Source organism: Streptomyces sp. NPDC028635 (assembly GCF_040637635.1).
Taxonomy (GTDB): Bacteria; Actinomycetota; Actinomycetes; order Streptomycetales; family Streptomycetaceae; genus Streptomyces.
The window spans coordinates 104,619-120,890 of sequence record NZ_JBEZWX010000023.1; the positions used below are offsets into that span (position 1 = coordinate 104,619).

At 73.3% G+C, this 16,272-nt stretch carries 15 protein-coding genes; 9 read left to right on the plus strand and 6 right to left on the minus strand.

The features are described 5' to 3' along the window. The first annotated feature begins 41 nt into the window (after positions 1 to 41). The 3 genes from AB0E88_RS23615 (at position 42) to AB0E88_RS23625 (ending at position 2,699) form a co-directional block, all read left to right on the plus strand. The gene (locus AB0E88_RS23615; protein ID WP_361633595.1) at positions 42 to 905 is read left to right on the plus strand and encodes a DNA-formamidopyrimidine glycosylase family protein; all 864 of its coding nucleotides are present in this window, start codon (positions 42 to 44) and stop codon (positions 903 to 905) included. 66 nt (positions 906 to 971) lie between these two features. Further along, positions 972 to 2,219 (plus strand): SLC13 family permease, encoded by a 1,248-nt coding sequence (locus tag AB0E88_RS23620; RefSeq protein ID WP_361633598.1) that lies wholly within the window; start codon positions 972 to 974, stop codon positions 2,217 to 2,219. Between the two features lie 15 nt (positions 2,220 to 2,234). After that, positions 2,235 to 2,699: a universal stress protein gene (locus AB0E88_RS23625; protein WP_361633601.1), complete on the plus strand. Its 465-nt coding sequence runs from the start codon at positions 2,235 to 2,237 to the stop codon at positions 2,697 to 2,699. On the opposite strand, the gene AB0E88_RS23630 is transcribed toward AB0E88_RS23625, so the two are convergent. The 3 genes from AB0E88_RS23630 to AB0E88_RS23640 all read right to left on the minus strand — a co-directional run bounded on the left by AB0E88_RS23630 (position 2,680) and on the right by AB0E88_RS23640 (position 4,935). Further along, the gene (locus tag AB0E88_RS23630) at positions 2,680 to 3,330 is read right to left on the minus strand and encodes a zf-HC2 domain-containing protein (protein ID WP_361633604.1); all 651 of its coding nucleotides are present in this window, start codon (positions 3,328 to 3,330) and stop codon (positions 2,680 to 2,682) included. The genes AB0E88_RS23625 and AB0E88_RS23630 overlap by 20 nt on opposite strands. A gap of 414 nt (positions 3,331 to 3,744) precedes the next feature. After that, entirely contained in the window at positions 3,745 to 4,248 is a 504-nt protein-coding gene (locus AB0E88_RS23635; RefSeq protein WP_361633607.1) for a hypothetical protein, read from the minus strand. Between the two features lie 132 nt (positions 4,249 to 4,380). Next, entirely contained in the window at positions 4,381 to 4,935 is a 555-nt protein-coding gene (locus AB0E88_RS23640; protein ID WP_361633610.1) for a sigma-70 family RNA polymerase sigma factor, read from the minus strand. A gap of 210 nt (positions 4,936 to 5,145) precedes the next feature. On the opposite strand from AB0E88_RS23640, the gene AB0E88_RS23645 reads away from it, so the two are divergent. Further along, complete coding sequence (locus AB0E88_RS23645) at positions 5,146 to 6,303, plus strand: CapA family protein (protein ID WP_361633613.1); 1,158 nt, start codon at positions 5,146 to 5,148, stop codon at positions 6,301 to 6,303. 173 nt (positions 6,304 to 6,476) lie between these two features. On the opposite strand, the gene AB0E88_RS23650 is transcribed toward AB0E88_RS23645, so the two are convergent. Continuing rightward, entirely contained in the window at positions 6,477 to 7,916 is a 1,440-nt protein-coding gene (locus AB0E88_RS23650) for an amino acid permease (protein WP_361633616.1), read from the minus strand. A gap of 290 nt (positions 7,917 to 8,206) precedes the next feature. Between AB0E88_RS23650 and AB0E88_RS23655 the strand changes: the two genes are divergently transcribed. Together AB0E88_RS23655 and AB0E88_RS23660 are read left to right on the plus strand one after the other, a co-directional pair. Continuing rightward, a complete protein-coding gene (locus tag AB0E88_RS23655; protein WP_361633619.1) occupies positions 8,207 to 8,779 on the plus strand; it encodes a heme-binding protein in 573 nt (190 codons plus the stop codon). Positions 8,780 to 8,928: 149 nt separating this feature from the next. Next, positions 8,929 to 9,552 carry an ankyrin repeat domain-containing protein gene (locus AB0E88_RS23660; protein ID WP_361633647.1) on the plus strand — a complete coding sequence of 208 codons (624 nt, stop codon included), beginning with the start codon at positions 8,929 to 8,931 and terminating at the stop codon, positions 9,550 to 9,552. 237 nt (positions 9,553 to 9,789) lie between these two features. On the opposite strand, the gene AB0E88_RS23665 is transcribed toward AB0E88_RS23660, so the two are convergent. Then, on the minus strand, positions 9,790 to 10,266 hold the full coding sequence (locus tag AB0E88_RS23665) for a universal stress protein (protein ID WP_361633622.1): 477 nt from the start codon (positions 10,264 to 10,266) through the stop codon (positions 9,790 to 9,792). A gap of 89 nt (positions 10,267 to 10,355) precedes the next feature. Here AB0E88_RS23665 and lysX point away from each other — a divergent pair, with 89 nt between their 5' ends. Together lysX and AB0E88_RS23675 are read left to right on the plus strand one after the other, a co-directional pair. Continuing rightward, positions 10,356 to 13,634 (plus strand): bifunctional lysylphosphatidylglycerol synthetase/lysine--tRNA ligase LysX, encoded by a 3,279-nt coding sequence (gene lysX / locus AB0E88_RS23670; protein WP_361633625.1) that lies wholly within the window; start codon positions 10,356 to 10,358, stop codon positions 13,632 to 13,634. Between the two features lie 122 nt (positions 13,635 to 13,756). Next, complete coding sequence (locus AB0E88_RS23675; protein ID WP_361633628.1) at positions 13,757 to 14,596, plus strand: polysaccharide deacetylase family protein; 840 nt, start codon at positions 13,757 to 13,759, stop codon at positions 14,594 to 14,596. Positions 14,597 to 14,632: 36 nt separating this feature from the next. On the opposite strand, the gene AB0E88_RS23680 is transcribed toward AB0E88_RS23675, so the two are convergent. Then, complete coding sequence (locus AB0E88_RS23680; RefSeq protein ID WP_361633631.1) at positions 14,633 to 15,301, minus strand: class F sortase; 669 nt, start codon at positions 15,299 to 15,301, stop codon at positions 14,633 to 14,635. A 333-nt stretch (positions 15,302 to 15,634) separates the two neighbouring features. On the opposite strand from AB0E88_RS23680, the gene AB0E88_RS23685 reads away from it, so the two are divergent. Next, a complete protein-coding gene (locus AB0E88_RS23685) occupies positions 15,635 to 16,132 on the plus strand; it encodes a hypothetical protein (protein ID WP_361633634.1) in 498 nt (165 codons plus the stop codon). Positions 16,133 to 16,272 lie beyond the last annotated feature (140 nt).

The following is a 16,272-nucleotide window of genomic DNA, read 5'->3' on the forward strand; positions in this document are numbered from 1 at the left end:
CCCGACCTGAGCGGCCGGGACGCCGGTGGCACTCTTGACGTATGCCGGAACTGCCCGAGGTGGAAGCGCTCAAGGACTTCCTGTCCGAGCACCTGGTCGGCCACGAGATCGTCCGCGTGCTGCCCGTCGCGATCAGCGTCCTGAAGACCTACGACCCGCCCCTGAGCGCCCTCGAAGGGCGCGAGGTCACCGCCGTGCGGCGCCACGGCAAGTTCCTCGACCTCGCCACCGACGACGGCCCGCACCTGGTCACCCATCTGGCCCGCGCGGGCTGGCTGCACTGGAAGGACCGCCTGCCCGACGGCCCGCCCCGCCCCGGCAAGGGCCCCCTGGCGCTGCGGGTCGCGCTGGAGACCGGCGCCGGCTTCGACCTCACCGAGGCCGGCACGCAAAAGCGCCTCGCGGTGTACGTCGTCGGCGACCCGCACCAGGTCGAGGGCGTCGCACGCCTCGGCCCCGACCCGCTCGCCGACGACTTCGACGAGGCACGGTTCGCCGCCCTCCTCGCCGGGGAGCGCCGTCAGCTGAAGGGCGCGCTGCGCGACCAGAGCCTGATCGCCGGGGTCGGCAACGCCTACAGCGACGAGATCCTGCACGCGGCGAAGATGTCCCCGTTCAAGCTGGCCGCCTCCCTGACGCCCGAGCAGACCACCCGCCTGTACCAGGCCCTGCGGGAGACGCTCACCGAGGCCGTCGAGCGTTCCCGGGGCGTGGCCGCGGGCCGGCTGAAGGCGGAGAAGAAGAGCGGCCTGCGCGTCCACGGCCGCACCGGCGAGCCGTGCCCGGTGTGCGGCGACACCATCCGCGAGGTCTCCTTCAGCGACTCCGCCCTGCAGTACTGCCCGACCTGCCAGACCGGCGGAAAGCCGCTCGCCGACCGCCGGCTGTCCCGGCTGCTGAAGTGAGCACGGCGGTCCTGTGATGAACTTCCGGGTGACCCAGCCGCCCGAGAGGACCCACCCCTGAACACCATGCTCGCCGAGTCGCTGTCCGCCGTCCTGCTCGCCCTCGTCCTCGCCTGCGCGGTCGTCCGCCCCTGGGGATGGCCGGAGGCCGTCGTCGCCGTACCGGCCGCCGCGATCGTCGTCGGCACCGGTGCCATCTCCCTCGACCACGCCCGTGAGGAGGCGGCCCGCCTCGGCCCGGTCATCGGGTTCCTCGCCGCCGTCCTCGTCCTGGCCAAGCTCTGCGACGACGAGGGGCTCTTCCAGGCGTGCGGGGCGTGGATGGCGCGAGCGGCGGTGGGCAGCCCGACGCGACTGCTGCTCTACGTCTTCGTCACCGCGTCGGCGATCACGGCCGTCCTCAGCCTGGACGCCACGGTGGTGCTGCTGACGCCGGTGGTGTTCGCGACCGCCGCCCGGCTGGGTGCGCGACCCAAGCCGCACGTCTACGCCTGCACCCATCTGTCGAACACCGCCTCGCTGCTGCTGCCGGTGTCCAACCTGACCAACCTGCTGGCCTTCTCGGTCAGCGGGCTGAGCTTCGCGCGGTTCGCGGGGCTGATGGCGCTGCCCTGGCTCGTCGCGATCGCCGTCGAGTTCGCCGTGTTCCGGCGCTTCTTCGCCACCGACCTCGGCGCCGGGGCCGAGACGCCCGACGCCGGTGAGCCGCCCGAGGTGCCGGTGTTCGCGCTGGTGACGGTCGCGGGCACGCTCGCCGGTTTCCTGCTCGCCTCGGCGGTCGGCCTGGACCCCGCCTGGGCGGCGTTCGCGGGAGCGCTGGTGCTGGCGGTGCGCGCCCTGGCCCGGCGGCGGACCCGCCCGCGGGAGATCGTCCGGGCCGCCTCCGTGCCCTTCCTCGCGTTCGTCCTGTGCCTGGGGATCGTGGTCCGGGCGGTCGTCGACAACGGTCTCGCGGACGCGCTCGGCCACCTGGTGCCGGGCGGCTCCGGGCTGGCCGCGCTGCTGGGGACGGCCGCGCTCGCGGCGGTCCTGGCCAATCTGATCAACAACCTCCCGGCGGTGCTCGTGCTGCTGCCGCTGGCCGCGCCGTCCGGCGCCGGCGCGATCCTCGCGGTGCTGCTCGGCGTCAACCTCGGCCCGAACCTGACCTACGCCGGCTCGCTGGCCACCCTGCTGTGGCGGCGGATCGTGCACCAGCACGACCACGAGGTCGAGCTGAAGGAGTTCACCACGCTCGGTCTGTTCGCCGTGCCCCTGTCCCTCGGCGCGGCCGTGGTGGCACTGTGGGGTTCCCTGCACATGATCGGAACCTGATCGGAGGCCGACCGCATGGCCGTCGTCGTCTGGGTCGCCGAGGGCACCTGGCGTGCGTGCGTGGACGCGGCGCGCACGTACGCCGCGGATGCCGCCGAGATCGTCCTGCTGCACATCATCGGCCACGACGTGCCCGACGCCGCGCACGGCGCGTTCGCCGGGCTGCTGGGCCGGGCCGACCCGGGGCACGACCCCGGGACCCGGCTGGAGCGGCTGGCCGCGGAATCGGGGGAGCGCCTGCTGTCCGCCGCCGCGGACCGGTTGGGCCGGCCCTGCACCCGGACGGAACGCACCGGCCGGCCCGAGCACGAGGTGGTCGCCGCGGCCCGCGACGCCGACCTGCTGATCCTGGGCCGCGACGGCGACCGCAGCCGCCCGGGCCCGAAGACGCTGTCACCGCCGACCCGCTTCGTCGTGGACCACGCGCCGTGTCCGGTGCTGCTGGTGTGGCCGCGGGGGATCAGCGGGGGCGCAGGGTGATGAGCGAGTGACCGTCCAGGGTGCGGACCTCGTAGCGGGCGATCTGGTCGGGGTGGAAGGCCGCGCTGCCCTCCATGGTGGCCGTGCGGCCGTCGGCGCCGGGGGCGCTCCAGGTGCTGACCGTCTGCTCCGAGCCGTCCCGGCCGATCACGACCAGGCGGCAGGAGCGGGTGCCGGCCGCGTCCTTGACCTTCAGCTGCACCTGGCTGCCCCAGTCCGCGTCGTGCGTGGTGACCTGCGCCCACACCCCGGAGCGCGGGTCGGTCGCGGCGAGCGGCGCCGGCGTGCCGCCGCCACTCGTCAGGGCGGCCACCGCCGATCCGGTGAGCGCGAGGACGACCGCTGAGGCGACGGCGTACAGCAGGCGCCGCCGTGCGGTGCGCCGACGGCGGCCGACCTCGGCGAGCAGCCGGTCCAGCAGCCGCGGGCCGGGTGTCGGCGCGGGGTGGACGAAGCGCGGGGTGGCCCGCCGGTACAGCAGCAACTGCCGCGTCACCGGCCCGAATTCGGTCACCTGCGCCGAGCAGCCGGCGCACTCCATGAGGTGGTCCTCGAAGCGGAAGGCCTCCGCCTCGTCCAGCACGCCGAGCGCGTAAGCGGCGACGTCGCGATGCCGTTCCAGGGACCTCATGCGAATCCTCGTGCCGTTGGGTGCGGGTGGGGTCACTCCTTGCACCCATCGGTACGGACCACGCCACCGATTGACTCAAGCCAGGCACGGAAATAGCCATGGGGGATTCGGAGCGGGCCGGTCCCCGGATTGGTCCACGGGGACAGAAATTTCCGGCGCGCTCACGGGGGCCTCCGGCCGCAACCACAGCCGACCCCGCCCGGGCTCAGGAGGCCCGCAAGTGGGGCCGCCCGGCCGCGGTGGCGGGCGGGCATGGCTTCCTCGCGGTCGCGGCGTCGGGACGGGTGGCAGGGACCGGCCGCGCACTGTCGGCGCCGCCGACCGGTCCCGTCGGGGGCGCGTGCCCTCGGCCGCCCCCGGGGCGTGCTCGGTCACGCGTGTGACCGGCCGGCGCCCGGCGCGGGCGGCGGCCGGTCAGAAGAGGTGGATCGCCAGGTGGCCCAGGGGAAGACCGAGCTGCCAGGCCGGGGTCCAGACCTTCGGGCCGTCGTCCTCGCCGAGGGCGCCCGGACCGCCGGGCACCGCGTTCAGGTCGGGCGCGAGGAGCTCCGTCTCCTCCAGCCAGCGCCACGCCGCCCGGGCCAGCTCGACGTCCGGCCCGGCGGAGCCCTCCGCCGCGAGGGCCGCCATCCGCTCGCGCACCCAGTCCTGCCACGGCTGGTCGTACGCCGTCAGCGACAGCCAGGTCTCCAGCTGGGTCACCACCCGGATGCCGGACAGCTCGCCCTCGGTGTCGGACAGGAAGATGGTCAGGGCCAGCGCGTCGCGCCCGGCGCGGAACTCGAACGACGTCGGCGGCATCAGATCGCCGGTGCGCAGCAGCTCGTCCGCGATGTACTCGGCGTACAACCAGGCCATGGGGACGACGAGTTCCCCGCCGTCGGCACCCTCCGTGCCCTGGTGACCTCTGTGCAGCATCCCTTCCTGCCTTCCTCCGGTGTCGCGCGTCGCCCGGTGCGGGCCCTCGTCCGGAACACGGATGAAGACAGCCGATTACTCAACCATGGTCGGCAGCAGGCGTTTTGCCGATCCTTGACCTCGCGGTCGGTTTCACCGCAGGTCCGCCGCGTATCCCGGCAGCTCCCGACGCAGGGCGCGCAGCGCGTAGAACGCACGCGACTTCACGGTACCGGGCGGAATGCCCAGTTCCGTCGCTGCTTCCGCCACACTGGCCCCCCGGAGGTACACGAGCACCAAAACGTCACGGTGGTGCGGAGTGAGTGTCTTCACAGCCTCCCGCAGGTCGAGCGTCGCGGCGGCCCGCTCCGCGTGATCCGCGCACAGCGGCGCGTGCCCCTGCGCCAGCACCTCGTCGCACACCTCCGCCGGCCGCGCCTGCCGGGCCCGGCGCGCGTCGATGGCCAGCCGCCGTGCCACGGTCATCAGCCAGGGCCGTACCGAGTCGAAGGAGTCGGCGTGCAGCGCCTCGGGATGCTGCCAGGCCCGCAGCAGGGTCTCCTGCACGAGGTCCTCCGCCCGCTGCCGGTCGCCGTCGCACAGCCGCAGCAGCAGCGCGAACAGCGGCCGGCCGTGCTCGCGCTGCAAGGCGGCGAGTTCGTGCTCGGCGGTCGTCGTCCGGGTGGTGAGGGTGTTTCCGGCCGTCATGGCCGTATGCCACCGCAGGGCGCCGGTGGCGGACAGGGGGCGTACCCGCCTGTGCGGCGGGCGGTCGATCGCGTCGCCGAACGGTGCGACGAACGGTCGGTCCCTCCCGTCGGCGGACACCGGACGGGTCAAAGGGGCGCCCGAACCGTTTGCGGCGCCCGTCCCCCTCATACCTATTCGTAGGGAAATGTGACCAGGCTGGGGTGACTGATGATCGTACGCGCACACACACGCAGACGACTGCTGGCACTGGCCCTGACGGCGGTACTCGCCGCCGGGGCCGCCTGTCAGGCCGATCGCCGCGCGCAGGCCGGGCGCCCGGCCCCGCCGGCAGGCCCGCGCGGCTTCACCCTGGTCGCCTCCGGGGACGTCCTGCCGCACACCTCGGTCATCGAACGGGCGCGCTTCGACTCCGGCGGCACCGGCTACGACTTCCGGCCCATGCTCGCCGGTGCCAGGCCCCTCGTCGCGCCGGCCGCCCTGGCGCTGTGCCACATGGAGACTCCCTACGGGGCGAACGGCGACTACACCGGCCGTCCCGTCTTCAAGTCGCCGCCCGAGATCGCCGACGCCCTCGCCGCCACCGGATACGACAGCTGCTCCACCGCCTCCGACCACACCCTCGACGACGGCGCGGCCGGAGTCCGGCGCACCCTCGAGGCCCTCGACGGGACCGGCGTCAAGCACGCGGGCTCGGCGCGCACCGTGGCGGAGGCGAACTCCGTGACGCTCCTGCGCGCCGGCCCGGCGAAGGTCGCGCACCTCGCCTACACCTACGGCACCGGGGGCTTCGCCATGCCGCCCGGGCAGCCGTGGGCCGTCAACCTCATCGACGAGGGCAAGATCGTCGCGGACGCCCGGGCCGCCCGCAAGGCCGGCGCCGACGTGGTCGTGGTCTCCCTGCACTGGGGCACGCCCTGGCAGGACGCGCCCGACAGCCGCCAGCTGGACCTGGCCCGCCGGCTGACCGCCTCCCGCGACGGCGGCCGCCCCGACATCGACCTGATCCTCGGCACCCACGCCCATGTCCCGCAGGCCTACGAGAAGGTCAACGGCACCTGGGTCGTCTACGGCATGGGAGACGAGGTCGCCGGCGAGATGTACGACGACAACGGCGTCGAGGACCAGCGCGGCAACCAGTCCACCCTCGGCCGCTTCACCTTCGTACCGCCGAAGCGCCCGGGCGGCCGCTGGGAGGTGGCGAGGGCCGAGTTCGTGCCGCTGCTGTTCGACGTGGACGCGGGCCGGGTGGTGGACCTCAATCGCGCCCTCGCCGACGGCGCCGAACTGCGCGCGGTGCGCGACCGCATCCGTCAGGTGGTGCTCAGCCGAGGCGCGGCGAAGGACGGGCTGGTGATGGGGCAGTAGGCGCGGCGCTCCTCGGCGCTGGACCCTCGGGCCGCCCGCGGGCATCGACGCGGGCGGCCGCCTGCGCACAGCCGGCCCGCTGTGGTCACGACACACGACAGGCGGTGCCGCCACGGTCGGCGGCACCGCCTTCTGCCCGGACACGGAGCGGCCCGGGTCCTGCCTCCCACCGCTCAGTGGTCTCCCGTACTCCCCGGAGCCTCCTGGCGCGCCAGCGCCGAGCGCTTGTAGGAGTACCCGAAGTAGACGCCGCAGCCGATCAGGAACCAGATGGCGAACCGCAGCCAGGTCTCCCACATCAGGAACGTGATCAGCCAGATCGAGAAGACGACCCCCGCGATCGGGATGACCGGCATCCACGGCGTACGGAAGCTGCGCGGCAGCTCCGGGTGCCGGTAGCGCAGCACGATCACCGCCACGCACACCACCACGAACGCCAGCAGGATGCCGATGTTGGTCAGTTCGGCCGCCGAGCCGATCGGAACGAACCCGGCGATGGCGGCCGACGCGACCCCGACGATCCATGTCACCCGGGTCGGCACATGGCGGGTCGGGTGCGTCTTCGCGAACCACTCCGGCAGCAGACCGTCACGGGACATCGACCACCAGACCCGGGTCACCCCCAGCATGAACGTGAACATCACCGTGAGGATGCCGATGATCGCGCCCACCGCGATCACATCCGCGAGCCGGTCCAGGCCCACCGACTTGAACGCGGTCGAGAAGCCGCTCTTGGGGTCGATGTCCTTGTAGTTCTGCATGCCCGTCAGCACCAGGCAGGCCGCCACGTACAGCACCATCGAGATCACCAGCGAGTAGATGATCGCCTTCGGCATGTGCCGCTGGGCGTCCCGGGACTCCTCGGCCGCCGTCGACATCGCGTCGTAGCCGAACACCGCGAAGAACACCGTCGCCGCGCCCGTGAAGGCGCCGCTGACACCGAACGGGAAGAACGGGTGGTAGTTCGACGAGTCGATGTGGAACACACCGACGCCGATCACTAGCAGCACCACCAGCACCTTCAGGACCACCACGAAGGTCTCGAACCTGGCCGCGCTGCGGATGCCCAGGTTCAGCAGCCAGGCGATCAGCAGGCACAGCACGGCCGCGAACAGATCGACCTTGTGACCGGAGCCGGTGCCCGGCGCGCCCAGCATCCAGTGCGGCAGCTTCGCGCCCATCTCCTCCACGAGGAAGCTGAAGTACCCCGAGATGCCGATCGCCACCACCGCCACGATCGCCGTGTACTCCAGCAGCAGGTCCCAGCCGATGAACCAGCCCGCGAACTCCCCGAGCACCGCGTAGCCGTACGTGTACGCCGACCCCGCCTTCGGGATCAGCCCGGCGAACTCGGCGTACGACAGCGCCGCGCAGGCGCTCGCCACACCGGCGATCAGGAACGACACAAGCACCGCCGGGCCCGCCGTGCCGTTGGCCACCGTGCCGGCCAGCGTGAAGATGCCGGCGCCGATGATGCCGCCCACACCGATCGCGGTCAGCTGCCCGAGGCCCAGCGACCGCTCCAGCCGCGCGCCCTCCCCGACTTCCGTCTCCTCGATGTGCTCGATCGGTTTGCGACGGAGAATGCCCTCGCCCATCCTGAGCCCGGCCACGCGCCTCACCTCTTCGCGATCGGCAAACGGCTGACGGCGGATCATGATGGCCCAGCCCACCCGTCCTGGGAAGACGCCACGCACGAGGAGGGACCACCCCGGCCGGGGTGGGGGTCATCCGATCGGATGACATGGGCGTCGCCCGATACGTGCGCCGGGACGAGCCGGGACGCCGACCGCGACGGGCCCGCTCCGGGCGGAGGCTGGAGGCACAGCGCACGAAGCGCTGAGCGGGACCCGGCAGCACACCGCGGTCCGCGCTGACGCGACACGACAGGGAGTCGTCCGGCATGCAGCACAAGGCCAAGAAGTTCTCCAACCGCGCCAAGGCCGTCACCTCGGCCGCCCTCCTCGCCGCCGTCGGCGCCGGTGTGGCCGGCGCGGTCACCGCCTCCGCCGACACCCCGGCCGCAGCGCCCGCCGCCGCCCCGGCCGCCCTCAAGGCCAGGACCACCACGACCACCACCCACCTCACGATCGACGCCGCCACCGCCGCCGCCCGGGCCGCACTGGACGCCGCCGAGCAGGACGGTCAGCGCGTCACCGTCGCCGTCGTCGACCGCAACGGCAACACGGTCGTCACCCTGCGCGGCGACGGCGCCGGCCCGCAGTCCTACGACTCGGCCGTCAAGAAGGCGTTCACCGCCGTCTCCTGGAACGCGCCCACCTCACAGCTCGCCCAGCGCCTGGAGAAGACCCCCAACCTGAAGGACATCCCCGGCACGCTGTTCCTGGCGGGCGGCGCCCCGGTCGCGTACAACAGCGCGCCGATCGCGGGCATCGGCGTCGCGGGCGCCCCGTCCGGCGACCTGGACGAGAAGTTCGCGCAGGCCGGCGTCGACACGATCAGCAACGGCCGCTGACCGGCAGGACAATGCTCGTGAGCGCCACCGCGACCCGGCGCGGCGCCCGCGGACCGGCGGCGCACGGCCTTCCCCGGGCGGTGCGCCGCCGGCGCACCCGCCTGAGCGCCGTCCTGACGCCCGTCGCCGCCCTGTGGAGGAGTTTCGTCATGGCCCCCGAGGAAGCGTCCGCCGCCGGCCTCGCCCTGCTCGCGGCCGCCGAACGCGGCGACGCCGACGCCGTCCGGGCCGCCCTGGCCCGCGGCGCACACCTGGAGACCCGCGACGAGGCCGGCCGCACCCCGCTGTTGCGCGCCGCGCTCGCCGACCGCGTCGAGGCGGCCCGCGTCCTGGTCGCCGCCGGCGCCGACGTCGACGCACAGGACGACCGGCACGACAGCCCGTGGCTGGTCACCGGCGTCACCGGCAGCGTCGCCATGATGCGCGTGCTGCTGCCCGGCGGCCCGGATCTGAAGCGCACCAACCGCTTCGGCGGGGTGTCCCTCATCCCGGCGAGCGAACGCGGCCACGTCGACTACGTACGCGCCGTGCTGGCCGAGACGGGCATCGACGTCGACCACGTCAACCGGCTGGGCTGGACCGCCCTGCTGGAGGCCGTCATCCTCGGCGACGGCGGCCGCACCCACCAGGAGATCGTGGAGATCCTGCTCGCCGCGGGCGCCGACCCGGCGCTGCCCGACGGTGACGGCGTGACGGCCCGCGCGCACGCGGAGCGCCGCGGCTTCACGGGCATCGCCGCCGTGCTCCGCGCGGCGGAAGGCCGGCGCCGGTGAACCACCACCACCACCGCCGGCGGCTCGACGCACGGCACGGCAGTCAACGGGCGGCAGGACAGGCCACCGGGCCGCAGGACAGACCAACAGTCCGTGCGCACGGCAGTCAACGGGGCCGCAGGCAGACCAACGGTCCGTCCGCACGGCAGTCGACGGCAACGGGGCCGCAGCACAGGCCAACGGTCCGCACGACCGGCCGACGGGGCCGGATCGCGACGACGGGCCGGAGCGCAGGGGCTACGGCACCACCGTCACCGGCCACCGCCCGGCCTTCACGAGCCGGACCGCCACCGAACCGATGATGCGGTGGCCGGCCTGTTCGGAGGCGCCGACGACCACCGCGTCCGCCTTCAGATCGTCCGCCGCCTTCACCAGGCCGTTGTACGGGTCGCCGCGGAACGTGTGGAACTCCCAGCGCACCTCGAATATCCCCTTGACCCGCTCGGTCGCCTCCCGGATCTGCGCGACGATGTCCTCGGCGATCTCGTCGGTCGTCTCCACGACCGGCGCGCCGAGCGCCGCGCCCGCGGCCAGCACCGGCTGCACGTAGACGACCGCCAGCAGTGCGTGCTGCCGCCGGGCCAGGCCGCCGGCGTAGGCCGCGGCACGCAGTGAGGAGTCGGAGCCGTCCACCCCGACCACGATGACCTTCGGCCCGTCGGTACCCCGTTCGAACTGATGAGAGTCGAACTGGTGAGAGTGCTGTTCCGTCACGACCCGAGGCTATCGGAGACCATCGCCTCGCCCGCCGGCCGGGACTCCTCGACGGGCGAGCGGGCCGCGGCCTTCCTACAGTCGGATGCATGAGTGCCACCGTGGAGGCCGCCCCGGGCCGGGACGCCCCGGGATCGACACGACCCGCCGGGAACGGCTTCCTCAGCCGGGTACCCGAAGGCTTCGCGACCTTCTTCGGCGCCCTCGGCCTGCTGTGCGCCCTGCTGGCGCTCATCGCGCCGCTGCGCAGACTGCTGCGGCCCGTCGTGCGCTTCCTGGACCTCCTGCTGGTGCCCATCAGTGCCAACCTCGCCTACGCCGTCTTCCTGTTCCTGCTGGCCGCCGCCACCGCCGCCCGCAAGAAGGTCGCCTGGTGGCTGGTGGTCGTCTACCTCGGCCTGGTCGTCCTGACCGACGTCCTCGGCGTCGCCGTCGGCCTGTACGCCGACTCCCTGCCCTCCCTCGTGCTGTGCGCCCTCGCCCTGGTGCTGCTCGTCGTCGCCCGCCGCGAGTTCTGGGCCGCGTCGCGGCGCGGGGCGCTGCGCCGTGCCCTCGCCGTCCTGCTGGGCGGGCTCGCCGTCGCGATCCTCGTCGGCTGGGGCCTGGTCGAGCTGTTCCCCGGCACCCTGCCGCACGGCCAGCGGCTGTCCTGGGCCGCCAACCGGGTGCTCGGCGGCCTGGTCTCGGCCGGCTCCTTCGACGGCCGGCCACCGCCCGCCCTGCACTTCCTGCTCGGCCTCTTCGGCGCGCTCGCCCTGCTGAACGCCGCCGCCACCCTCTTCCGCTCCCAGCGCCTGGAAGCCGCCCTCCACGACGACGAGGAGGAACGCATCCGCGCCCTGCTCGGCCGCTACGGGGAGCAGGACTCGCTCGGCTACTTCGCCACCCGGCGCGACAAGGCCGTCGTCTTCTCGCCCAGCGGCAAGGCCGCCGTCACCTACCGCGTCGAGGCCGGGGTGTGCCTGGCCAGCGGCGACCCCGTCGGCGACCGCGAGGCATGGCCGCACGCGATCGCCGCCTGGCTGGAGGTGGCCCGCCGGCACGCCTGGGCACCCGCGGTGATGGGCGCCTCCGAGGACGGTGCCACCGCCTACGCCCGCGCCGGGCTCGGCGCGCTGCAACTGGGCGACGAGGCCATCGTGCAGGTGTCGTCCTTCGATCTGAACGGCCGCGACATGCGGGTCACCCGGCAGGCCGTGCACCGGGTCCGCCGCACCGGCGCCGTCTGCCGGATCCGCCGCCACGAAGCGCTCACCGACGCCGAGATGGAGGAGATCGTCGGCAAGGCGGACGCCTGGCGCGACACCGAGACCGAGCGGGGCTTCTCCATGGCCCTGGACCGCCTCGGGGACCCCGCCGACGGCGACTGCCTGCTGGTCGAGGCGTTCGCGGAGGACGGCCGGCTGCTCGCCCTGCTGTCGTTCGTGCCGTGGGGCCGCGACGGCATCTCCCTGGACCTCATGCGCCGCGACCGTACCGCCCCCAACGGCATCATGGAGTTCATGGTCGCGGAGCTGTGCGCGGCCGCGCCGAAGCTCGGCGTGCGGCGCATCTCCCTGAACTTCGCCGTCTTCCGCTCGGTCTTCGAGGAGGGTGCCCGCATCGGCGCCGGACCGGTCCTTCGGCTGTGGCGCCGCCTGCTGCTGTTCTTCTCCCGCTGGTGGCAGCTGGAGGCGCTGTACCGCTCCAACGCCAAGTACCACCCCGAGTGGTACCCGCGCTTCCTCTGCTACGGCGACGCCGCCGCCCTCGCCCGGATCGGCCTCGCCTCCGGCATCGCCGAGGGCTTCGTCGCCGTACCGTCGCTGCGCAAACTGTGGGGCAAGGCGCATCCGAAGGGGGTGCGGCGGCCCGTCACCACCGAGGGTCTGCCGCCGCTCGCGGCGCTCGGTCTCGACGGAGGGGGCGAGACCGGGACCGGCGGTGCGGACGCGGGTCTGCCCGAGCAGGTCCGCATCCGCCACCGCACCCTGGACCGGCTGCGCGCCGACGGCATCGACCCCTACCCGGTCGGCGTCCCCACCCGCACCCACACCCTCGCCGAGGTCCGCGAGGGCCAGGACGTGACCGTCGCCGGGCGGATCATGCTGGTGCGCGACTTCGGCGGGATCGTCTTCGTCGTACTGCGCGACTGGTCCGGCGACCACCAGCTCGCGCTGACCCGCGAGCGGACCGGCGCCGGCCTGTCCCGCTTCCGCGCCGGCACCGACATCGGCGACCACCTCGTCGCCACCGGCCGGGCCGGCGTCAGCGACAAGGGCGAACCGACCGTCTTCGTCACCTCCTGGCAGCTCACCGGCAAGTGCCTGCGCCCGCTGCCCGACAAACGCCGCGGCCTGGCCGACCCCGAGGCCAAGGTGCGCATGCGCTACCTCGACCTCGTGACCAGCCCCGCCGCCCGCGACGTCGTGCGCGCCCGCTCCACCGCCGTCCAGGCCCTGCGCCAGGGGCTGCTGGAGCGCGGCTTCCTCGAGGTCGAGACGCCGATGCTCCAGCAGATCCACGGCGGCGCCAACGCCCGCCCCTTCACCACCCACATCAACGCCTACGACCTCGACCTGTATCTGCGGATCGCGCCCGAGCTGTATCTGAAGCGGCTGTGCGTGGGCGGCATGGAGAAGGTCTTCGAACTCGGCCGCACCTTCCGCAACGAGGGCGTCTCCTACAAGCACAACCCCGAGTTCACGATGCTGGAGGCCTACCAGGCGTACGCCGACTACGACGTGATGCTCGACCTGGTGCGCGAACTGATCCAGGGCGCGGCCACGGCGGCCTTCGGCGCGCCCGTGGCCCGCAAGGACGGCCGGGAGTACGACATCTCGGGGCGCTGGCCGGTCAAGACGGTGCACGGGGCCATCTCGGAGGCCCTCGGCGATGAGATCGGCGCGGGCACCGAACTGGCCCGGCTGCACCTGCTGTGCGACCGCGCCGGCGTGCCGTACACCCAGGACGACGGGCGTGGTGACGTCGTCCTCGAGATGTACGAGCGGCTGGTGGAGGAACGCACCCAGCTGCCCACGTTCTACAAGGACTTCCCGACCGACGTCTCCCCGCTGACCCGTCAGCACCGCACCGATCCGCGCCTGGCCGAACGCTGGGACCTGGTCGCGTTCGGCACCGAACTGGGCACCGCCTACTCGGAACTGACCGACCCGGTCGAACAGCGCCGCCGTCTGACGGAACAGTCCCTGCTGGCCGCCGGCGGTGACCCGGAGGCGATGGAACTCGATGAGGACTTCCTGGACGCCCTGGAGTACGCCATGCCGCCGACGGGCGGCCTCGGCATCGGAGTCGACCGTCTGGTGATGTTCCTGACCGGCCTCACCATCCGGGAGACCCTGCCGTTCCCCCTGGTCCGCCGCCGCTGAGCGCACCGAGGTGGTGCGTTTTGCAACCGCAGACCCGGCTGCTTGCGCCGAGCGGGTGTTTTCCCGGGGCCGGGCCGGTGGTGGCGTGGTGCGCCGTGCGGGTGCCGGGCGACTGATTGGACATGAAGAAGGATCAGTTCCTCACCCGGCGCCGGGCGTTGTTCGCGGGTGCCGCCGCTCTGGGCGCGGCCGGGACCGCCGGGCTGTTCGCACTGGAGGGCGCCGACGAGCCGGCCCGCCCCGCCCCGCCCGCGGCGGGCGCCCCCGCCGCGCGCCTGCCGGAGAAGCCGTCCGCCTACCGTCTGCAGCCCGAGGCCGGATACGGGCCGCCGCACGCGGCGCCGCCGCGCACACCTGTGCGGCGCGAACCGCTGCTCAAGCTCGCCGCGCGCGGCCGCACCATGTTCCTGACGTTCGACGACGGGCCCGACCCCCACTACACCCCGGGCATCCTGGACACCCTGCGCGAGCACGACGTGCGGGCCACGTTCTTCGTGTGCGGGGAACAGGCCGACTGGAACCGGGACCTGCTGGCACGCATGGCCGACGAGGGCCATGTCGTCGGCAACCACACCTGGACCCACCCGCTGCTCACCCAGCTCACCCGCAGCCAGATCCGCAGTGAGATGGAGCGCACCAGCGACGTCATCGAGGACGCCTACGGGGAGCGCCCGCGCTGGTTCCGCGCCCCCTACGGCGCCTGGAACCGCGCCGCCTTCCAGCTCGGCGCCGAGATGGGCATGGAACCGCTGGCCTGGACCGTCGACACCGAGGACTGGACCGTTCCCGGCACCGGAGCCATCGTCCGTGCCGTGGAGGAGGGCGCCGGCCCCGGCGTCGTGGTGCTCTCGCACGACGCCGGCGGCGACCGCTCCGAGAGCGTGAGCGCGCTGCGCACCTACCTGCCGCACCTGCTGGACTCCGGCTACCACCTCTCCGTGCCGAGCAGGCCGTACGCCTGAGCATCACGGGCCTTCGCCCGCCGGCCGGGACACCGCTCAGCGGACCTCGGTCAGGCGGGCGAAGACGACGACATTCCCGTCGTAGCCGTTCTTCTTCGAAAAGCCGCCCCCGCAGGTGATGACCCGCAATTCCGGCGCGCCTTTGGACGCGTAGACGCGGTCGCCGGGGAAGTCGGCCTTGGAGAACACCTCGATGCCGTAGATCTCGAACACCGCCGTCTTTCCGTCCTGGCGGTGCACCTCGACGCGATTTCCTTTTTTCAGGGCGCCCAGTCCGTAGAAGACCGCGGGGCCCTGTTTGTTGTCGACGTGGCCGACGACGACCGCCGTGCCCTTTTCTCCGGGTGAGACGCCGCCGGTGAACCAGCCCGCCAGATTGGGGTCCTCCGGGGGCGGCGCGTCGACCCAGCCGTCCGCGTCCAGGCCGACCGGCATGACGGGCGCGTCGACCTGGATCGCCGGAATACGCACCCGGTCGGCCACGGAGAACGCGAGCGGCTCGGGCGCGCGGCCGAGCACGCCCGGGGCGCTGCGGCTGTCGGCGGCCGCGGCCGACGCCGGCTGCGGCGGGCCCACGTCGAACTCCCCGGAGCCATTGCGAATGAGCGCGAGACCGGTGAGCAGAACCAGCGCTATCACCCCCCACGGGGCGCGCTTTCTCCGCCGCTCCTCCTCGGCCAGTTCGGACAGCTCGGACGCAGACATTCGCCATCCCCTTTCGACACGGCCGTCGCCGCGCCATGGTGCGCATGAAAGAACGCTAAGTCCGGTGGGCGCGAGCGGCGAGGAGGCGACGGCGAACGGGTGGCGGGAGTTCCCCGGGTGCGCCATCCGTGGCGCGGCCGGACGGATCGTTTCTGACGGTCCGTGACCTGCGGCGATATCCGGCCGCGGTCCTTGCCCCCGGCGTGTCGTCTCACCGGGACGGACCATCCCCGAAATGCGGGAGCGCGCACGGCATCCGAGGGTTTTTGCGGGAGACGCTTTCTCGCCGATCGACCGGGGACGGGTCCCGGGGTGTCTTCCGCGGAGGATCACATGCGCAACTCTCGTGCCCTGGCGGCCTCGGCCGCCGCGGTCGCCGCCCTCGGCCTCGCCGCCCCCTCGGCCGCCGCGCGGGACGGCATGAACTTCAGACTGAGCAACATCGTCGCGCTGCCCAGCGTCATCGCCCGCGGCGGGCAGCTCACCATCACCGTCGACGGCTGCCCGTCCGGCGGCACCGCCACCTCGGACGCCTTCCAGCCCACGCCGCTCACCCCGATCCACGGTGCCAACCAGACCGCCAAGGGCACCGCGGTGATCAACCACAACGCACGCCCCGGTGCCCACAGCATCACGGTCAACTGCAACGGGCAGACCCTGACCAACCCGGCCGCCTTCACCGTCATCGGCGGTGTCCGCGGCGGCCTGGGCGGCAGCACCTCCAGCGGCGCCACCCCCACCGACATGGCGATCGGCGGCGGGCTGGTGGCCGCGGCGGTCATCGGCGGCGGCGTGTTCTGGATGCGCCGCCGCGCCGAGAAGCACATCTGATCGATCCCCGCGTCGCGCCTTCCCCTTCGCACCGCGCACGACGCACACGGTGAGGGCGTCGCCCCGGACCCCGAGCGGGGCCCCCGGGGGCACCCGGATGGACGCCCCGCCCGCCCCGCGGAGCCCCGGGAAACACCCCC

Excerpts from the sequence above, each read along its gene's own strand:
- AB0E88_RS23630 (WP_361633604.1), bottom strand. The coding sequence starts at position 3,330 with ATGAGGTCCCTGGAACGGCATCGCGACGTCGCCGCTTACGCGCTCGGC.
- AB0E88_RS23675 (WP_361633628.1), top strand. The coding sequence starts at position 13,757 with ATGAAGAAGGATCAGTTCCTCACCCGGCGCCGGGCGTTGTTCGCGGGT.
- AB0E88_RS23620 (WP_361633598.1), top strand. The coding sequence starts at position 972 with ATGCTCGCCGAGTCGCTGTCCGCCGTCCTGCTCGCCCTCGTCCTCGCC.
- AB0E88_RS23625 (WP_361633601.1), top strand. The coding sequence starts at position 2,235 with ATGGCCGTCGTCGTCTGGGTCGCCGAGGGCACCTGGCGTGCGTGCGTG.
- AB0E88_RS23635 (WP_361633607.1), bottom strand. The coding sequence starts at position 4,248 with ATGCTGCACAGAGGTCACCAGGGCACGGAGGGTGCCGACGGCGGGGAA.
- lysX (WP_361633625.1), top strand. The coding sequence starts at position 10,356 with ATGAGTGCCACCGTGGAGGCCGCCCCGGGCCGGGACGCCCCGGGATCG.
- AB0E88_RS23655 (WP_361633619.1), top strand. The coding sequence starts at position 8,207 with ATGCAGCACAAGGCCAAGAAGTTCTCCAACCGCGCCAAGGCCGTCACC.
- AB0E88_RS23680 (WP_361633631.1), bottom strand. The coding sequence starts at position 15,301 with ATGTCTGCGTCCGAGCTGTCCGAACTGGCCGAGGAGGAGCGGCGGAGA.
- AB0E88_RS23660 (WP_361633647.1), top strand. The coding sequence starts at position 8,929 with ATGGCCCCCGAGGAAGCGTCCGCCGCCGGCCTCGCCCTGCTCGCGGCC.
- AB0E88_RS23640 (WP_361633610.1), bottom strand. The coding sequence starts at position 4,935 with ATGACGGCCGGAAACACCCTCACCACCCGGACGACGACCGCCGAGCAC.
- AB0E88_RS23615 (WP_361633595.1), top strand. The coding sequence starts at position 42 with ATGCCGGAACTGCCCGAGGTGGAAGCGCTCAAGGACTTCCTGTCCGAG.
- AB0E88_RS23685 (WP_361633634.1), top strand. The coding sequence starts at position 15,635 with ATGCGCAACTCTCGTGCCCTGGCGGCCTCGGCCGCCGCGGTCGCCGCC.
- AB0E88_RS23645 (WP_361633613.1), top strand. The coding sequence starts at position 5,146 with ATGATCGTACGCGCACACACACGCAGACGACTGCTGGCACTGGCCCTG.